Origin of the sequence: Pokkaliibacter sp. MBI-7 (assembly GCF_029846635.1) — a bacterium.
Taxonomy (GTDB): Bacteria; Pseudomonadota; Gammaproteobacteria; order Pseudomonadales; family Balneatricaceae; genus Pokkaliibacter.
In genome coordinates this window covers 19,315-33,758 of record NZ_JARVTG010000004.1, presented here as the reverse complement: position 1 = coordinate 33,758, position 14,444 = coordinate 19,315, and the positions used below count along the sequence as shown (strand labels likewise).

Here is a 14,444-nt window from a genome sequence, read left to right as displayed (position 1 = left end):
CGCTATTTCGGTAATCTCCGGGGCATCGAAGAAAGGTTGCAGCGGTCGGAGCAGTTGCTCGACCGCCTGGCCTTTCCCGCCACGGACGGGCTGCGCTTGATGCGCAGCGCCGTTAGTTTGCTGTAAGGCTGTAGACATCGCTGAAATCCAAATCTCGTGCAACGAAGATAGAAACCCGCTCGCCTTGGTTTTTATACAGGGTCGGCGGAATGTTGATGCTGTTACGCAGGGCTTCGGTCGCGGCCTCCTGGATGCCGTCCGACGTATTCGTAAACTGGATTGAGTTGTCGCCCTGGTTGCGGTTCTGGTTCGAGGCCCAGTCCCCGAGGTCGCCAATCATCGAAATGAGGATTGCGCCGCCGAAGCGCTCCCAGAAATGGCGGTCTACGTAACCACCGATACCCGCCTCGCCGAGCGGCCCGGTGCCCGGAGAATCCAGATTGATAACCACACCCTCCGGCGTTTCGACGCGCGACCACTGAACGAAGATCCTCGCTTGCCCTTGTGTGATACCACCCTGATAGAACCCGGTGACTTTCGAGCCACGATCAAGCAGGACCACGCGGCCATTGGCCGAGTACACATCGCGCGTCAGGTGGCAGGAAGTCATGCCGGGCTGAGTGGTGATAACGCGGGTTTCGAGCACACAATCCAGCATTGCCCCTTGGGTGATAAGCAGGTCGCGGTTTGGCAGGATGCCAGCACCGGAGCCAGACAGACGCATAGGCTGCAACCGTTCGGCCAGTTCGCCGCCGCTACCGTTGCCGAGCAAGCTACCACTGCCCGGCGGGGGAACCTGGCCGCCCACGGCCACTTGCTGACCTGTGGCGTCACCCATCCCGGCCCCCATGCCCTGCCCGGAAAGCGGCGAGTTGAGCATACGCTGACGCACAAGCTCCGCCTCAGTCGGGCCGGTTTGCTCCGGTTGGCGATAGACGACTTGCGGTTGCTGCTGCTCAGTCCGAACCTGCGGCATTTCGCGTTGCTCCGGTTCCGGCTCCGGCTCGGGGCGAACCGGGCGCGGCGTGTACGACGGAATAACCTGGCGCACGTTCGTCGTGTCCTGCTCTACCTCGTCCTCCGAAGCACCTTTGACCTGCATTGCCTTCCAGGTGAAGGTTGCACCCAAGGCCACCACGCAGACCAAGACCACCAAAAGAAAGGCTTTTGCCCCCGGCGGTGACGGGCGGCGTTGTGCGCCTAGCTCAGAAGGGCCATGTTCGCCCTCGATGCGCTCCGCGTCGGCACGGTCGAGTTCCGCCCCGGCGTCGATAACGTCTTTGTCTCTGTTTCGTCCGAACATCAGTTAGTGCCCCCCCTGATTACGCGACGGACCCCCGGCGAGGCCGTGCCGGTTTCATTCGGCACCCCGTTCGGGTCGTATGCTTCATTCCAAATTGCCAGTGCCCGGTTGCCGAGCCTGATCACCCATTTCGGACTGACCTTGTGCACCACCACGATATCGCTTGAGCTGCCGACTGTATGGCGGTTGACGATGCTTTCGTTTCCTTCCGCATCGACCATGTAGATAGCGGGCATGTCAGCATTGGCGGCGAACTTGAAGAAGGTCATTTGCCCGTTATCCCAGGCATTGACCGGCGCAATGTCCGTGTCCCCGCTCATGGTGTACGACAGGTTGTAACCCCCGGCTTCCATCTGGAAGCCACGCTCGACGGCTGCGCGCTCGCGCGCCTGGCGAGACTGGCGGGCTTGCGTATCCGGGTAACGGAATGCCAGCTCATAGGTGGCATTCCGGCGGTCCGGCCGGAAGGTCAGGCGAAACTTGTAGCTGCGGCGGTCAGTGACCACGATCAGGTTTGTATTGGCCTGCTCTGCCCGTGGTTTGATGAAAATATGGTTGCCCTTGATACCGAACTCATAGGCCCCAGAGTCGCCGAAAGCGTGCGTTTGATACCGCTCGCCTTCCTCCAGGATGATATGCGTTGCGACCCCGACAACAGCGTCGAGCTGCACCACGTCGGCCTGATTGAAGGTCACGTACCTGACGCGATGGTCATAGCTTGATGCTGACGGCGTTTCCAACGCCCAGGCAGGGGCGGCGGTGACAGTCGCAAGGGCAAGACAAAACGCTAGTTTTTTCATGGCCTGCCCTCCCTCAGTTGGTGCTCAGCGTTTCCGGGTCTACCCGGTAGCTGGTTACTTGGAAGCCCAACGGATTGATGCGGCGGTCGGCGGCGCTCATCGGCGCGTTGACGTAGGTGTAACCAATCGTCGCAATCAGGTTCTCCGGGTTCTCTTTGGTCCCGTTGCGGTTCACCTGCTGCACGCGGAAACGCACGGTTGCCTGGCCCCGGCCGTTCGGCTGGATGGAGCGGACCGACACGACAATGCGCGCTCGGTTGCTTAGAACCACGTCGCGCGCGTTGGAACCCTCAAAGACCTTGTAATACTGCTGCTGCACGTCCGGCGAACTGAGCAGAGCAGTCGTGTCATAGGCGAGCTGGATAGTGTCGTAGTCGTAGCTTTCACGGTTGAGCACGTACTGATTGAGCCAATACTGATCGACCACTTCGCCGTAGCTGGTTTCGTGCTCACGCATGACTGTCACGCGATCCACTGCACCCGTGGCGTTGTCCACGCGCAAAACAACCGGGTCCGGCGCTGTCTGCGACAGCCCGGCAATCCCGGCAGCGACCCCAAGCACGCCCAGGAGGCCGAAGGCCCCGGCGGCGAACCATGCGCGGCGACGTGAACCGACCAGCTCGCCGATATAGTCGCGTTCGAGGCCGCGACTTTCATCCATGTAGCTGTTCAGTTCATCCGCGCGAACTTTCTTTGTTTCACGTTTCTTCATGAGACGCCTCGTTCACTCATTCCCGGCACTTGGCCGTTTTTGATCTCATCCGGCACCGTCTTGTTGACCGGCACGCGGTTCCTTTCGTCCGGCTGCTTCGGCATGGGTGCGCCCGCGCACCCTGCCAGAAAGATAGCCGTCAAACTTACAATTATGATATTTTTCATGACAAAGCTTCTCCAAACTCGGGCCATAACCCAAGTGTATTTGTTTCCGGTCAGGATTGCAATTTTGATGTGAAATGAGCGGCAAATTATTTGCCGCCCGCTTCGGTGCTATGCGGCCTTTCTGCCTTTGAAGTAGCCCGCAACGGCCTTGCCGCCTCGATAGGCCGCAGGCAGAGCGCCCCCGGCTTTACCGCGCGAGCCGTCTTGCTGTTTCTCGCCTCGGCTAAAGAGCATCCGGCCAGCGCCGCCCGCTGCGTCCTTGCCCATCCCGCCCATTCTCCGAAGCTGACGCATTTCATGCATCATGCCGACGCCAACACCACCGGCGAGGCCGCTTGCTATCGAGGGGAGTTGCAGGAGGATAAGACACGAGGCCGCCGCAAGGATGGTTGCACCACCCAGGGCATAGGCGACGTTCTGCGTTCCATCGAAACGCAGGTCGCCCATGTAGTTGCCGAAAATGTCCATCATGAAACCGAATACGGAGGCGAACAGCACAATCACCAGGCCGTAGTTAAGCACCTGACCGGCCCAAAGCTCGAAGAAGCGAGAGGTAGGCTGGAACAAGAGCGCAAGAATGAAGAACGGACCAAGCCCGGCCAGCAAAGCAAGCGCTACCTTCGCCAGAAGGATAAACGCGCCACCGATGGCCGTCATGATCGCGGTTGCAACCAAAATCAGGATACCGAACAGACCGTAAACGATGCCGTCAGACGAGAAGAACCCGCCTTTGTCGAAGGCTTCGCTTGCGGCATCAAACCCCTGGCCCGCTGCGTCGTCTACCAAAGACGCGGCAGAGTCGCCGGTCGTGGCGTCCGTTATCAACGCTTGCGCCAAGAGGTCCGGGGTAGTTGTGATCGCATCCGCTATATCGGTTTGATACAACCCCCCGGCCAACGCAATAGACGTGATAATCCCTATCCGAATTGCGCGGCCGATGAACTCCATGACCGGCATTTCGACAGCGCCACGAATAACGAGAATCCCGTAGAGGACGATGCCAAGAGACATAGCCGCCGTCACCACGGGCGTAGCTTCCGCAATGGCGCGCGACGAAATATCGGATACGAACGTCGCAGTGGTCGTATCCACCTTGTCGAACAACGGTGCAAAAAGTTCAAAAGCCACGGGCAGACCCTCCTATCGAATTGAAGGCATCTCTTTGCCCGACAGCATGGCTTTCGTATCTGCCTCGCGCGCGTTCACACAGTTGGGAGAAACTTCTTTCTCCCCTGGGTTATTCGCACACTCCGCGATCTTTGCCGCTCGGTCGTCAGGATTATCGAGATAATACTGAACGTCATGGGTCGCCTCGTCGTTACAAGCTGACAGAAGCCCGGCCATGACGCATAGAGTTAGAATTCGTGTAGTTCCTTTCATCAGTTAATCCCCGGCATAGCCGTGTTATCGCTGCTCAGAATGCGGCGGTTCATTTCCCGGCGCTGTTCCGCCACAAGTCGCTGTTCAGCGGCCTGCAACTGGCTAATCATTTGCAGCTTGGTCATTTCGTTCTGGATTGCCGCTTGCTCGCCCGCGATGCGCGCTTGTAGCTCATCAATCCCCTTCTGGTCCTGAGTCGCTGAAATCTGGTTCATCAGCGCCTCGATCTGGTCGAGGCGAGCTTGCGCCCCCTCGTAAGCCCGCAGGCCCATCGCCTTGTCTGTCGCTGCCGCGTTGCGGCTGCGCTGGACAATGTGATCCTGCATGTCGTCAATTGAGCCGTCGAACCCTTCGGCGTCGAGAATGTCGTCAATAGCCCCCGAGATACCGGCATAGCCGCCGCCGTTCACCGAGTCATAGACCGACACCATATCGTCAGGGAGATACTGACGCAGTTGCGAGTTACGCATTACGTCCCCAAAGCCGCGCGAGCCGGTCACGGACTCGTACATCTGTTCGGCCTGGCTAAGCTGGCTCCGCATTGTGTCGAGCTGTTCTTTCAGCCTCATCATCTGCTGAAGAAAGTTCGCCGCCGCTGCGCCGTCGAAAACGGGGATACCCGTTGCGTGCGCCACGTTCGGGACTATGGCGGGCAATCCCGCAGTCGCGACCAGGATGGCGGCCGTGGCCGCCTTGAGAGTGGTTTTCATCGTTTAGCTCCTTTCTGCTGCTGCACGGGCACGCTGAATGAACAGCGGCACCCAAACATCAGGGTTGTCGCCGACTTCCTGTATGATTTCCTCGACCATATCGGCGTTGTCCGGCGTACCCGAGAGGACCAGCAATTCGTCGTCAAAGCCGGATAGGTTCAGCTCGGCAATCGCTGAACTGTCCCCCTGCTTGATAAGGAAACGGCGGCTGAACTCACCAAGGCCGCGCACCAGGTCGAACTCGGCGTCGGTCAGCTTGAAGCCTTGGGTATAGTCCTCGTAATCGGCCTTCGGGTTAGCCAGGAAAATACCGGTCGCGCATTGCTGAATCAGCGTTTTTGCAATCGGGCTTTCCAGGGCGTCCCCCGGCTCCTGCGTGGCGAAAACAAAAATACCGTTCTGCTTACGAATGGTTTTCTGCTTGTTCTTCGCCAAGTCCTCGAAATACTCGTCCTGCAACGGTTTCCAGAACTCATCAAAGATGTACATGAACCGACGACCGTCGATCATGCTTTCCGTACGGAACAGCAGGTACATCATGACCGGCGTGCGCGCGTCCGGGTTGTCCAGGAACTCGGTAATGTCGAAGCCATAAAGCCGGTGCGTGTCGAGGTTCAGAGCGTCGGTTTCATTGTCGAACAGCCACCCGTATTCCCCGCCCTGGCACCACTTCAACAAGCGAGCGTGGACCGTAGGCCGCGCGTTGTGGTCATCGCTAATCGGGTTCGGCAGGAACTGCGTCAGCATCGAGAGACGGCGCAACGGCTTGTCTATGCTTTCGCTCATCATGGCCGCGAGCGCCTTTTCGATTTCTTCCTCGTCGCGGTGCGTGATCATTTCACCGCCTGCCGCAGCCAGCTTTTTGACAAACGACTTGAGGAAAATCATATTCGCCGCCGTTGGTTCGAGCTGGAACGGATTAAACCCGCTAGGCTCGCCCATCTTGAGCGGGAGGTAGCGCCCACCCATCGCCCGAATGGCAATTTCCATGCCCCGGTCTTTGTCGAACGCTACGACCGTCGGCTTGAACTTCTGCGATTGCGCCAGAAGGAAACCAAGCGTTACGGTTTTACCGGAACTCGACTGACCAATCATCATGGTGTTACCGAGCAGCCGCTTATCGGTCGAATCCTCGTCCTCTTTCGAGGCGTGGAAATTGAAGTAAAGCGGCGTGCCGCTCACCGTTTTGAGGATCGTCACCGCAGGCCCCCACGGGTTGCCGGTTGGCTTCCCGCTCATGAAGTTATGCAGCGGTGAAAACGACAGGTAGTTGAGCGACGTAATCGGGGCCGGACGGGGCCGCCATGACCAGTTAGCCGGAAGCTGCGCCCAATAGCCCGCCTCTAGTGCCAGGTCTACGGTCTTCGGCATCACGGCCACATCGAGCATGGCCGAGCTGGCTTTCGCCAGGTGGTCGCGAACCTCCTGCACCGTGTCACCGAAAACCGTCATGGTGCAATGGTGTTCACCCATGACGAAGTGACCGGATACAAGCTGGTCCATCGCCTCGTCGATCTCGTTAATCTGGCGCACGGCCACGTCGCGGGCGTCAATGAGGTTCCGCTTGTGACGCTTGAGATAGTCCAGCGCCGCATGACGCGAGAGCGTCGAAAAGCTGTGCGTCAGGATGAACTCAAAATCGCTTTCCAGCAGCACGTTAAGCTGGCCGGGTTCTGTGCGGTCGTCATACTCGTTGATTTCCAACATGCCGAACCGGCGGATACCGTGCGAAGTGCGCAGCTCGCCGACTTCTCCCCACTTGCTGAAAAACGGACGGTTGACCGCCATGTAATCAGCAAACCTTTCACGGCATACCGGCATTGGCCGGTGCTCGCCGTTGACCAGCGTCGCGAGAAATTCCAGGGCAGACGAGAACACATGCCCGGCCTTCTCATAGGTTCCCAACAGCTCCGCGTCGTACCGCTTCAACGACGCCGACAGGGTGCGGTTAATGTCTTCGAGCTGCTTGATAGCCGCGCTTTGTCGTTCCTGCTTTTGCGGCAGCGTTTCACGCTCGCGGCTCGCGAAGAACGACATAACCTTGTCACTCACCGGGCGGTAAACAATGGTCAGATACAGGTCATTGACCATCAGGCTATAGCCGGTGAAGCTATCTTGATATTTCTGATCGAGGTTCCGGCAAAAGGAGTTTTCAAACTCCGATTCCGGGTACTCGTATACGCGACGACGGACCACATGCGACCAAATCGAGAGATTGGCCGATGCAACCCCGCGCAGGGTGTTATTCAGCTCGCGGACCCAGGTAAAAACGTCGTCCTCAGAAGCGCTTTGATGAGAACGTCCGCCGATTTTCCAAACCGAAAGATATTCCGCCCCTTTGGTCGAAATAATGTTTTCGGTTACGTGATGTGAGTACGGTAGATATTGGCTGACCGGGATTTCCGACTCAGCCACCGCGCGGGATTCCATCGCCCCCATGCGTTACCTCCTTTTCCGGTAGTTAGTGGGGCTGTAGGTGGAGGCCCCCCAAAAGCCCTTGTTGCGGTTGCGGAGCTTGGTGTCGATCCACAACCACCAGATGCGAAACGCCTTGTCGTCGTACTTGGTGATCTGGGCCATGATGAACCAGAACACCGGAGCGAGAATCCACAGCCAAATGCTGTAGGTCAGAGCGCCAACAGCAACGACTATGAACATAACCATAAGGGGCATCATAGGGACGCCCCAGAAGGTCGCGACGCGCGTTGCACCTTTGAACAAGGGAAACGGCTCGTGCTGGCTCATATTGCCCCCCTGTTAGGTGAACAGCATGGCCGTGATCTGCACCGCAGAACCGGCAATAATGACGCCAACAACCCACTGGAAGAATGTTTCCTTGCGGATGAAGCTGGCCGCATAACCAATTGACAGAACCAGCAGGGCAATCGCGGCGATAATCGGCACGATAGTCGTCAGTTCCGATTGCAGCGTCTCGAACATGCCTTTGGCTTTATCCAGACCAGCAGCGGAAGCCGGAGCTGCCACCATGAAGCCCATCAGACCAGCGGCCGCACCTGCAATGCGTTTGCTAGTTTTCTGCTTCATCATTTCCATTACTTTCATTGCTACTTTCCTCTTCAAGGTTGAACATGCCGGAGCCGACGCCCCGGTCTTTTAAGAACTCGAACAGGTTACGCGGGTCGGCCCACGTCCTGAGTTTTCCTCTCTGCGTCAGCATCGCGTAAGTGACAGGTTTCTCCGTTACCGGATCATCAGCTTCAAAAGTGAAGTACCACTCCTTTTCAGCTCTACGAACTACTGTCACCTTTCGCACTGCTTTCTGGCTAAAAGCCAGGTCAACGCTATGTTGCTCTATCGTTTTCATCGGTGTTGGCCCGGTTTTGTGCTATTTCGCGCGACGGCATACTAACAGTTTGGGCCGGTACGTCTCCTAGCTTTTCCAGACACATCTAAATCATATCAAAACTTCAATTTTGATGCAAATCTATTGTGCCTCCTGTTGCAGTTCCTCCAGGTGCTCAGAGGTGGCGAAGGCATCGCCCCCAGACACCCCGAAAACATCGCCGGACTGCTCACGGCTTTGTTCCTGGCGAACGCTTCGCACCGGGCGCGTGGCGCGCTCACTGCTTCGGCTAGCTTGTAGTTGTACCGGGGGCCTTCCTTCGCCATCCGTAATCGGCTCAAGCGCAGGAACCGTCACGCCGACATTGGCCGCGACTTTCTGCACATAGCCGTTCTGGAACCCTCGTGAAAAGTTGCCAGTGTTGTAACAGGAGAGCGCGGCTTGCAGCGCCTCCTGCCCTTCCCCAAACCGATCAGAAGCCCGGCTATAGCAGTCCGTGAGGACCGTCGCCGCCGCTTCCAGGTTCTTGCAGGGGTCGAAAAGGTCAGGTACTTCCAATCCCAACCACTCGAAGTTTGCGCTGTTGATTTGCCCGAGACCAGCGTCGAAATTGTACCCATTATTAAGCAGCCAAGATGCCTCGTTTACCGCTTCATCAAGGGTTTGCGGCTGCCGGGGTAGCGTGTACTCGCCGTTGACACCGATTGCGTAGATGTTGGCTCGCGATTCATGCGTGACAACGGCGGAAAGCGTCGTCACATCGACATTCGGCGCGCACATCGCGGCCAGCGCGGCGAACTCCAACACGGCCATTACCAGCGCACCCGTTGATGCAGATTCCCGTCGATATACACGTCAATCGCGCGGGGGTTCTGCGGCTGCTGCCAAACCACCTTGTCATACACCTGAACGGTCTTGCGGTCGTCACGGTCGCCACCCCACCAGGAGCCGGTGCGGTAAGTGCCCATATGGTTGCCGACACACGCCCGAGTCGTCGGGCCGCCCTCGTCGCGGTCGTACCAGCCGCGCCCGGTATAGATGCGCGACAGCGAGTAATTCAGGCGACGCCAGGTGTTCGGGTCGGGGGAGGTACTTTCGGCAATATACCCCTCGGCGGGCTTGGTGCCCTCCGGACAGGGGTCGTACCACTCATAAACCTGACGCGCGAAAGACCCGGTGCCCGTGTCAGAGCTTCCGGCCATAGCGCAGGACGGGAACGAATGCCCCTTTGCCAGCTCGCGCCACAGCTTATGGATCGGCGGGCGGCATTCGCTTTCGGTGGTAGGCCCTCGCGGGTCCGACAGGCACAAAAGCACCTGACAGCCCCAATCGCTGGCCTGGGCGGATTGACTGGTAATTGCTGCGCTGCCCATCATTATAGCGAGCGCGATCATCGACTTGCGGTTCACGACACACCTCCTATGCGGTGGATTAGTTGTCAAAATTGCAATTTTGATAGATGATAGACATAGCGACGTGAACGTGTCAAGCAGACCGAAAACAACCCTTGAGGTACAAAGGAGGCCAGAACTTGAAAGAAATCAAAGACATGAGCGACGACGAGCTAAAAGAGCTATGCGCTAAGATCAATTCAGAGTTGAAAAAACGCGAAGCAAAACAGAAGACTGCCGCCCGCCGCAGAATTGTCGAAATTGCAAAGTCGCACGATATAGACTTGTCGGAGCTTGCCAGTCAAGAGCGGCAGTATCGCAATCCTGACGACCAATGGCAGACCTGGAACGGCAAGGGCCGCAAACCGAAGTGGGTAAAAGACTGGCTGGATAAAGGCGGGTCATTGGATGAACTAGAGATCAAGTAACAGGCCGTCACGCGCGGTCAGGAGGAACAGCTATGGAAATGGAGCGCTCGAACGTCGTTCCTTTCGGAAAGACGCATAAGCGTCCGGCGGCAACGCCGGAACCTACTCAACCTCACCAGGAGGTGAAGGAGCAGAATCCCGTCGACGTGAAACCCGGCAGGAATCCGCGCAACAACAATGTTTTGCGCGGTATCGGCTCCGCCCTGCGGCACATGCTGTTTCTGGTTCTGCTGTGGCTGCGCGTGCCGCTCCGCTGGGTTTTCGGGCTAGCCGGAGGGCTGGCGACGTTCGGTCTGCTGGTCGTGCTCGTCTACTGGGGGTTTTCTATCGAAGGGCACCCGGTCTTGCCGAAGGCTGCCGCCGGGCTGGCCGTCGTGAGCTTTGTGTCAATGACCGTCATGTGGCTGTACGACACCTTGCTCATGCGCTTATCGACCGAACCGATTTTCTTCACTCAATAACAGGAGGCTAAATGCTGACAATAACCACCGACACCCTGCCACCAGGCTACGAGCTGATCGAGGTGCTAGGGATGATCGAGACAACATCCAGGATCGAGATTTCAGACAAGGGCCTCATTCGCAATCTGACCGAACGCGGCCGCAACGAGCACCAGGAAGCCTATAACGAGTTCATCAATGGGGCGATGCAGCTCCGAGGCAAAGACCAGATGCCCGGCAACCTGGCCTATGGCGTCCGAGTATCGACCACCACCGCACAGTTCGGCACCACCGTCTATCTGCTCATGACCTACTGCGGCACAGTTGCCAGGGTCAAAGCCCCCGCCTCCTAATACAAAAGGCCGGTGTCGTACCGGCCTTTCTTTTGGCTACCGCGCCCCTTCGGGCCTTGGTGGCTAACACCCCACCACAAACAGACTCCGTTCCTCCGCTAGTTTGCGGCGTGCTGTCAGCTCCGGTTTTGGTCCGAAACTGGATTGCACAATCCACACTATCAGGCAATGAAAAGCCCGAAGCGCGGCAACACTTCGGGCTTATACAATCCGCCAACCTTGCAGGAGCAACGGAAAGTAGCTGTGGATCGAGTATAGGGACGAAGGAGTTTTTTCGCAAGTTTGCTGTATTTTTGTAGTATGTAGTAGTATACTACAACCTACTACATACTACAGGAGTAATTGATTATGGCAATTTCCCGCGACCAGATATTTGAAGCCGCCGACCAGATCGCCGCCGAAGGCCAGCGCCCCACGCTGGAAGCCGTGCGCAAGATCACCGGGGGCAGCTTCACCACCATTTCGCCGGTACTCAACGAGTGGAAGGCCAAGCAGAAAGCCAGCGGCGAGAAGGTCAAGGAGCCAGCCCCCGAAGCCGTGACCGAGCGCCTGGCCGAAGTTGGGGCCGACATTTGGACCCTCGCCTTGGAGCTGGCCCATAGCCGACTTGCGACCGACCGCGAAGCCCTCGAAGCCGCCCGCGCTGAAATGGAAGCCGCCCAGGCCGAAGCAACGGAACTGGCCGACCGGCTGGCCGAGGAAGTGGAAGCCCTGAAAACCCGTTGTGCCGACCTCGATGCCCGAGCAGACAAGGCAGAGCATGAAGCGGAAGACCTACGCGGACAGCTCACCGCTGCTCAGGAACAAGCCCGCACCGCTGACGCCCGAGCCGGAGAGCTGCGCACCGAACTCGATCACGCCCACCAGGAAGCCGAACGCCTGCGCGCGGAACGTGACAAAGCCCAGGAGCAGGCCACGGCCAGCAGTGAAAAGGTGGAAACCCTACGCGCCGACCTGGCGACCGCGACCGCCAATGCCAACCAAGCCGAGAAGCACGCGGCGAGCCTGCAAACGGAGCTGGCGAAGGCACAAGCCAAGACCGACGCCGTGGAGCAGGAGAGCAAGGACCAGAGGAAGAAGGCCGCCGAGGAAGCGCATCGCATGGCCGAGCGCCTGACCGCCACACAGGCCGAACGCGACGATGCCAGAACGGAAGCCAGTAAGGCCCGCGAGGAAGCCGCTCGGCTGTCCGGTCAGCTCGAAATCCAGAAGGAACAAACCGCCTCGCTGCTATCACGTCTTGAACCAGCCCGCGCCGCCAAGAGCAAAGGCAAAGGAGGTGCCGAATGATCCGCCCTGCCCTGTTTGCCCTGGCAATCCTTGCCAGCCTACCAGCCGCCGCCGGTACTCAGTCCCTCAGCGTGATTGACGGCGACACCGTGCGATACAACGGTCAACGCTTGCGCCTGCTGTCGATTGACACCCCGGAAACCTACAAGCCCAGGTGCGACGCCGAGCTGACGAAGGGCCGCGAGGCAACCGCACGCCTCCGCGAACTGGTTGCCAACGCTCAGCGCATCGAGGTTGTCGATTCCGGCCAAGCCGACAAGTACGACCGCCGCCTTGTTCACCTGCTGATCGACGGGCGGGACGTGGGGCAAACCCTCATGGCCGAGGGGTTAGCCGTTGAGTGGAGGCCCGGCCCGAATGCGTGGAGGGAACGCCGTCGCCACTGGTGCGGATACTGATCGCTTTTCAGCTTGAGCCAGGAGCGCCCCGCCGCAGTGATCGGCACTTGTGTCGATCCGAGGAGGCGCAAGAGCCACAAGCCCCTGATAGGACCACGTAACGCGGCCATGCCACTAGAGCACGGCCGCTTTTTTCTTTTAAAAACAAAAATATAAAGAAATCCTGTTGCTTGAGCCGGTGGTATTGTGGGCAACTGCCGACCTGTTGGCAGGGTGGGGGCAACCGCTCGCGGTTGTCCCTGGGCTGTCAATGGGGAACCGCGAAGCGGTTAGGCAGGTATCCGGCTTGCCGGATTGTCCATAATTCCACGGGCTGTTTTCCCCAGGGCTACACGTTTTATATATGTTTTTTTTGTTTTAAAGAGTTTTAGGGACTCAGAAGGCAAAATTTACCTTCATTATCAGTTGCTTATAGAACCCCTCGGTGGGTAATAGACGGTTTCCGGTGGGTAATAGACGGGGTTGGGTGGGTAAACGACGGAACCGGGTGGGTAATAGACGGACTATCCACAGGCTGGATCGCCGGATCGATCCCCTCCCGTCTATTACACACCCGCCTTGCGCAAACCCTGACCAGTAGTCGCCTCGCGCTCCGTCTATTACACACCGCCGCGCTTAGTATTCGCCTGGGTCCAGTGGGGGGAGAACCCCGGAGCTGCTGACGACTTCCCCGCGTTGCGGACGCTCGACCGTCTCGCCGGGTTTCAGCGGATAGCGCCGCAGCACTCGCCCGTATTCTTCGCTCGCCCGCTTTGCTTCCACGCGCACGCGGCCAGACTCCGAGTTGACGCAGTTCAGGTAATTTTCTGTCTCGTTGAAATACGCCTGATAGTGCCGCCGCAGATCGGCAGCACTGTAGCCGCTCGCGACCAACGCGCCGGGATCGGGCCGTATGGGCGGCTCGATGCACTGCGCCTGCGCGCTGCTGACCGTCACCAGGAACGTGATCAGGTATAGGGCTTTCGTTGTCATGACACCTTGCTATCTGCTGCGATTCCCGCTCGCAAGAGTGTCGCACAAGTCCTAAAACCTGCGACGGTTTTTCGCCGCCTCCTCACCCCTTGATTTGCAAGGTTGTGGCGTGTCGCGGGTTTTAGTCGCATAATTGGCAAAACCTGCGACTAAAACCGGAGACAAAAACATGCGCGACAAAGACGACGCCGGAACCCTCGACCTCATCACCGGCAAACTGATGATCGGCTATGCCCGAGTATCGACCGACGACCAGGACTTGACCGCTCAGCGATCCGATTTGAAGGACGCCGGTTGCACCAAGATATTTGCCGAGAAGATCACCGGCACCCGCCGCGACCGCCCGCAGCTTGAGCGGATGCTTGACCACTTGCGAGCCGGTGACGTTGTAACCGTTACACGCTTGGACCGTTTGGCCCGCAGCACGCGCGACCTGCTCGATATTGCCGAGCGTATCCAGGCGGCGGGCGCAGGGCTGCGCAGCCTGGCCGAACCGTGGGCCGACACCACGACCCCCGCCGGTCGAATGGTGCTGACCGTCTTCGCCGGTATCGCCGAGTTCGAGCGCAGCCTGATCATCGACCGCACCCGTTCAGGCCGCATTGCGGCCAAGAAGCGCGGCACCAGGTTCGGGCCGACCCCTGCCCTATCCGACGAACAGCTCGCCCTTGCTCGCAAGCTCATGGACGAAGGTAAGCGCGCCCGCGAGGTTGCGCCGATGTTCAACGTGCATGTTTCGACCCTCTATCGGGCATTGAATCGAAATGTTGCATAGCTGCTAGATAGCTGCTAGATT

At 58.5% G+C, this 14,444-nt stretch carries 20 protein-coding genes; 6 read left to right on the top strand and 14 right to left on the bottom strand.

The genetic code is table 11. The annotated features are described in order from the left end of the window. Positions 1-112 precede the first annotated feature (112 nt). From virB10 to QCD60_RS30560, 13 genes are all read right to left on the bottom strand, one after another. A complete protein-coding gene (gene virB10, locus QCD60_RS30620; protein ID WP_279791264.1) occupies positions 113-1,303 on the bottom strand; it encodes a type IV secretion system protein VirB10 in 1,191 nt (396 codons plus the stop codon). Next, positions 1,303-2,103: a P-type conjugative transfer protein VirB9 gene (gene virB9 / locus QCD60_RS30615; protein WP_279791262.1), complete on the bottom strand. Its 801-nt coding sequence runs from the start codon at positions 2,101-2,103 to the stop codon at positions 1,303-1,305. Before virB9 ends, virB10 begins: the two co-directional genes overlap by 1 nt. A 13-nt stretch (positions 2,104-2,116) precedes the next feature. Continuing rightward, entirely contained in the window at positions 2,117-2,815 is a 699-nt protein-coding gene (locus QCD60_RS30610) for a type IV secretion system protein (protein WP_279791260.1), read from the bottom strand. Continuing rightward, positions 2,812-2,982, bottom strand: a complete 171-nt coding sequence (locus QCD60_RS30605; RefSeq protein WP_279791258.1) for a TrwH protein — start codon at positions 2,980-2,982, stop codon at positions 2,812-2,814. The genes QCD60_RS30610 and QCD60_RS30605 overlap by 4 nt, the downstream gene beginning before the upstream one ends. A gap of 108 nt (positions 2,983-3,090) precedes the next feature. Next, entirely contained in the window at positions 3,091-4,110 is a 1,020-nt protein-coding gene (locus QCD60_RS30600; RefSeq protein ID WP_279791256.1) for a type IV secretion system protein, read from the bottom strand. 12 nt (positions 4,111-4,122) lie between these two features. Further along, positions 4,123-4,362, bottom strand: coding sequence for an EexN family lipoprotein (locus QCD60_RS30595; protein ID WP_279791254.1), 240 nt, complete (start codon positions 4,360-4,362; stop codon positions 4,123-4,125). Further along, positions 4,362-5,072, bottom strand: a complete 711-nt coding sequence (gene virB5 / locus QCD60_RS30590) for a P-type DNA transfer protein VirB5 (RefSeq protein ID WP_279791252.1) — start codon at positions 5,070-5,072, stop codon at positions 4,362-4,364. Before virB5 ends, QCD60_RS30595 begins: the two co-directional genes overlap by 1 nt. Positions 5,073-5,075: 3 nt before the next feature. Beyond that, on the bottom strand, positions 5,076-7,511 hold the full coding sequence (locus QCD60_RS30585; protein ID WP_279791250.1) for a VirB4 family type IV secretion/conjugal transfer ATPase: 2,436 nt from the start codon (positions 7,509-7,511) through the stop codon (positions 5,076-5,078). Positions 7,512-7,514: 3 nt separating this feature from the next. Next, complete coding sequence (locus tag QCD60_RS30580; RefSeq protein WP_279791248.1) at positions 7,515-7,817, bottom strand: VirB3 family type IV secretion system protein; 303 nt, start codon at positions 7,815-7,817, stop codon at positions 7,515-7,517. Between the two features lie 12 nt (positions 7,818-7,829). Continuing rightward, positions 7,830-8,135, bottom strand: a complete 306-nt coding sequence (trwL, locus tag QCD60_RS30575) for a VirB2 family type IV secretion system major pilin TrwL (protein ID WP_279791246.1) — start codon at positions 8,133-8,135, stop codon at positions 7,830-7,832. Continuing rightward, a complete protein-coding gene (gene korA, locus QCD60_RS30570; protein ID WP_279791244.1) occupies positions 8,101-8,397 on the bottom strand; it encodes a KorA family transcriptional regulator in 297 nt (98 codons plus the stop codon). The genes trwL and korA overlap by 35 nt, the downstream gene beginning before the upstream one ends. 120 nt (positions 8,398-8,517) lie before the next feature. Next, entirely contained in the window at positions 8,518-9,189 is a 672-nt protein-coding gene (locus tag QCD60_RS30565; protein ID WP_279791241.1) for a lytic transglycosylase domain-containing protein, read from the bottom strand. Continuing rightward, the gene (locus tag QCD60_RS30560) at positions 9,189-9,785 is read right to left on the bottom strand and encodes a hypothetical protein (RefSeq protein WP_279791240.1); all 597 of its coding nucleotides are present in this window, start codon (positions 9,783-9,785) and stop codon (positions 9,189-9,191) included. Before QCD60_RS30560 ends, QCD60_RS30565 begins: the two co-directional genes overlap by 1 nt. A 122-nt stretch (positions 9,786-9,907) precedes the next feature. Between QCD60_RS30560 and QCD60_RS30555 the strand changes: the two genes are divergently transcribed. The 5 genes from QCD60_RS30555 to QCD60_RS30535 all read left to right on the top strand — a co-directional run bounded on the left by QCD60_RS30555 (position 9,908) and on the right by QCD60_RS30535 (position 12,676). After that, entirely contained in the window at positions 9,908-10,195 is a 288-nt protein-coding gene (locus QCD60_RS30555; protein WP_279791238.1) for an H-NS histone family protein, read from the top strand. Positions 10,196-10,227: 32 nt separating this feature from the next. Next, entirely contained in the window at positions 10,228-10,656 is a 429-nt protein-coding gene (locus QCD60_RS30550; protein WP_279791236.1) for a hypothetical protein, read from the top strand. Positions 10,657-10,667: 11 nt separating this feature from the next. Continuing rightward, entirely contained in the window at positions 10,668-10,988 is a 321-nt protein-coding gene (locus tag QCD60_RS30545) for a hypothetical protein (RefSeq protein WP_279791234.1), read from the top strand. 348 nt (positions 10,989-11,336) lie between these two features. After that, entirely contained in the window at positions 11,337-12,278 is a 942-nt protein-coding gene (locus QCD60_RS30540) for a DNA-binding protein (protein WP_279791232.1), read from the top strand. Then, the gene (locus tag QCD60_RS30535; protein ID WP_279791230.1) at positions 12,275-12,676 is read left to right on the top strand and encodes a thermonuclease family protein; all 402 of its coding nucleotides are present in this window, start codon (positions 12,275-12,277) and stop codon (positions 12,674-12,676) included. The genes QCD60_RS30540 and QCD60_RS30535 overlap by 4 nt, the downstream gene beginning before the upstream one ends. A 615-nt stretch (positions 12,677-13,291) precedes the next feature. Here QCD60_RS30535 and QCD60_RS30530 read toward each other — a convergent pair. After that, the gene (locus tag QCD60_RS30530) at positions 13,292-13,648 is read right to left on the bottom strand and encodes a hypothetical protein (protein WP_279791227.1); all 357 of its coding nucleotides are present in this window, start codon (positions 13,646-13,648) and stop codon (positions 13,292-13,294) included. A 169-nt stretch (positions 13,649-13,817) separates the two neighbouring features. Here QCD60_RS30530 and QCD60_RS30525 point away from each other — a divergent pair, with 169 nt between their 5' ends. Further along, positions 13,818-14,423: a recombinase family protein gene (locus QCD60_RS30525; RefSeq protein WP_279791225.1), complete on the top strand. Its 606-nt coding sequence runs from the start codon at positions 13,818-13,820 to the stop codon at positions 14,421-14,423. Positions 14,424-14,444: the final 21 nt, after the last annotated feature.

Bases quoted from the DNA above. Each gene is read 5' to 3' on its own strand.
- QCD60_RS30550 (WP_279791236.1), top strand. From the start codon at position 10,228: ATGGAAATGGAGCGCTCGAACGTCGTTCCTTTCGGAAAGACGCATAAG.
- virB10 (WP_279791264.1), bottom strand. From the start codon at position 1,303: ATGTTCGGACGAAACAGAGACAAAGACGTTATCGACGCCGGGGCGGAA.
- QCD60_RS30610 (WP_279791260.1), bottom strand. From the start codon at position 2,815: ATGAAGAAACGTGAAACAAAGAAAGTTCGCGCGGATGAACTGAACAGC.
- QCD60_RS30530 (WP_279791227.1), bottom strand. From the start codon at position 13,648: ATGACAACGAAAGCCCTATACCTGATCACGTTCCTGGTGACGGTCAGC.
- virB5 (WP_279791252.1), bottom strand. From the start codon at position 5,072: ATGAAAACCACTCTCAAGGCGGCCACGGCCGCCATCCTGGTCGCGACT.
- QCD60_RS30545 (WP_279791234.1), top strand. From the start codon at position 10,668: ATGCTGACAATAACCACCGACACCCTGCCACCAGGCTACGAGCTGATC.
- QCD60_RS30540 (WP_279791232.1), top strand. From the start codon at position 11,337: ATGGCAATTTCCCGCGACCAGATATTTGAAGCCGCCGACCAGATCGCC.
- QCD60_RS30585 (WP_279791250.1), bottom strand. From the start codon at position 7,511: ATGGGGGCGATGGAATCCCGCGCGGTGGCTGAGTCGGAAATCCCGGTC.
- QCD60_RS30605 (WP_279791258.1), bottom strand. From the start codon at position 2,982: ATGAAAAATATCATAATTGTAAGTTTGACGGCTATCTTTCTGGCAGGG.
- korA (WP_279791244.1), bottom strand. From the start codon at position 8,397: ATGAAAACGATAGAGCAACATAGCGTTGACCTGGCTTTTAGCCAGAAA.
- QCD60_RS30565 (WP_279791241.1), bottom strand. From the start codon at position 9,189: ATGGCCGTGTTGGAGTTCGCCGCGCTGGCCGCGATGTGCGCGCCGAAT.
- QCD60_RS30580 (WP_279791248.1), bottom strand. From the start codon at position 7,817: ATGAGCCAGCACGAGCCGTTTCCCTTGTTCAAAGGTGCAACGCGCGTC.
- trwL (WP_279791246.1), bottom strand. From the start codon at position 8,135: ATGAAAGTAATGGAAATGATGAAGCAGAAAACTAGCAAACGCATTGCA.
- QCD60_RS30525 (WP_279791225.1), top strand. From the start codon at position 13,818: ATGCGCGACAAAGACGACGCCGGAACCCTCGACCTCATCACCGGCAAA.
- QCD60_RS30595 (WP_279791254.1), bottom strand. From the start codon at position 4,362: ATGAAAGGAACTACACGAATTCTAACTCTATGCGTCATGGCCGGGCTT.
- virB9 (WP_279791262.1), bottom strand. From the start codon at position 2,103: ATGAAAAAACTAGCGTTTTGTCTTGCCCTTGCGACTGTCACCGCCGCC.
- QCD60_RS30535 (WP_279791230.1), top strand. From the start codon at position 12,275: ATGATCCGCCCTGCCCTGTTTGCCCTGGCAATCCTTGCCAGCCTACCA.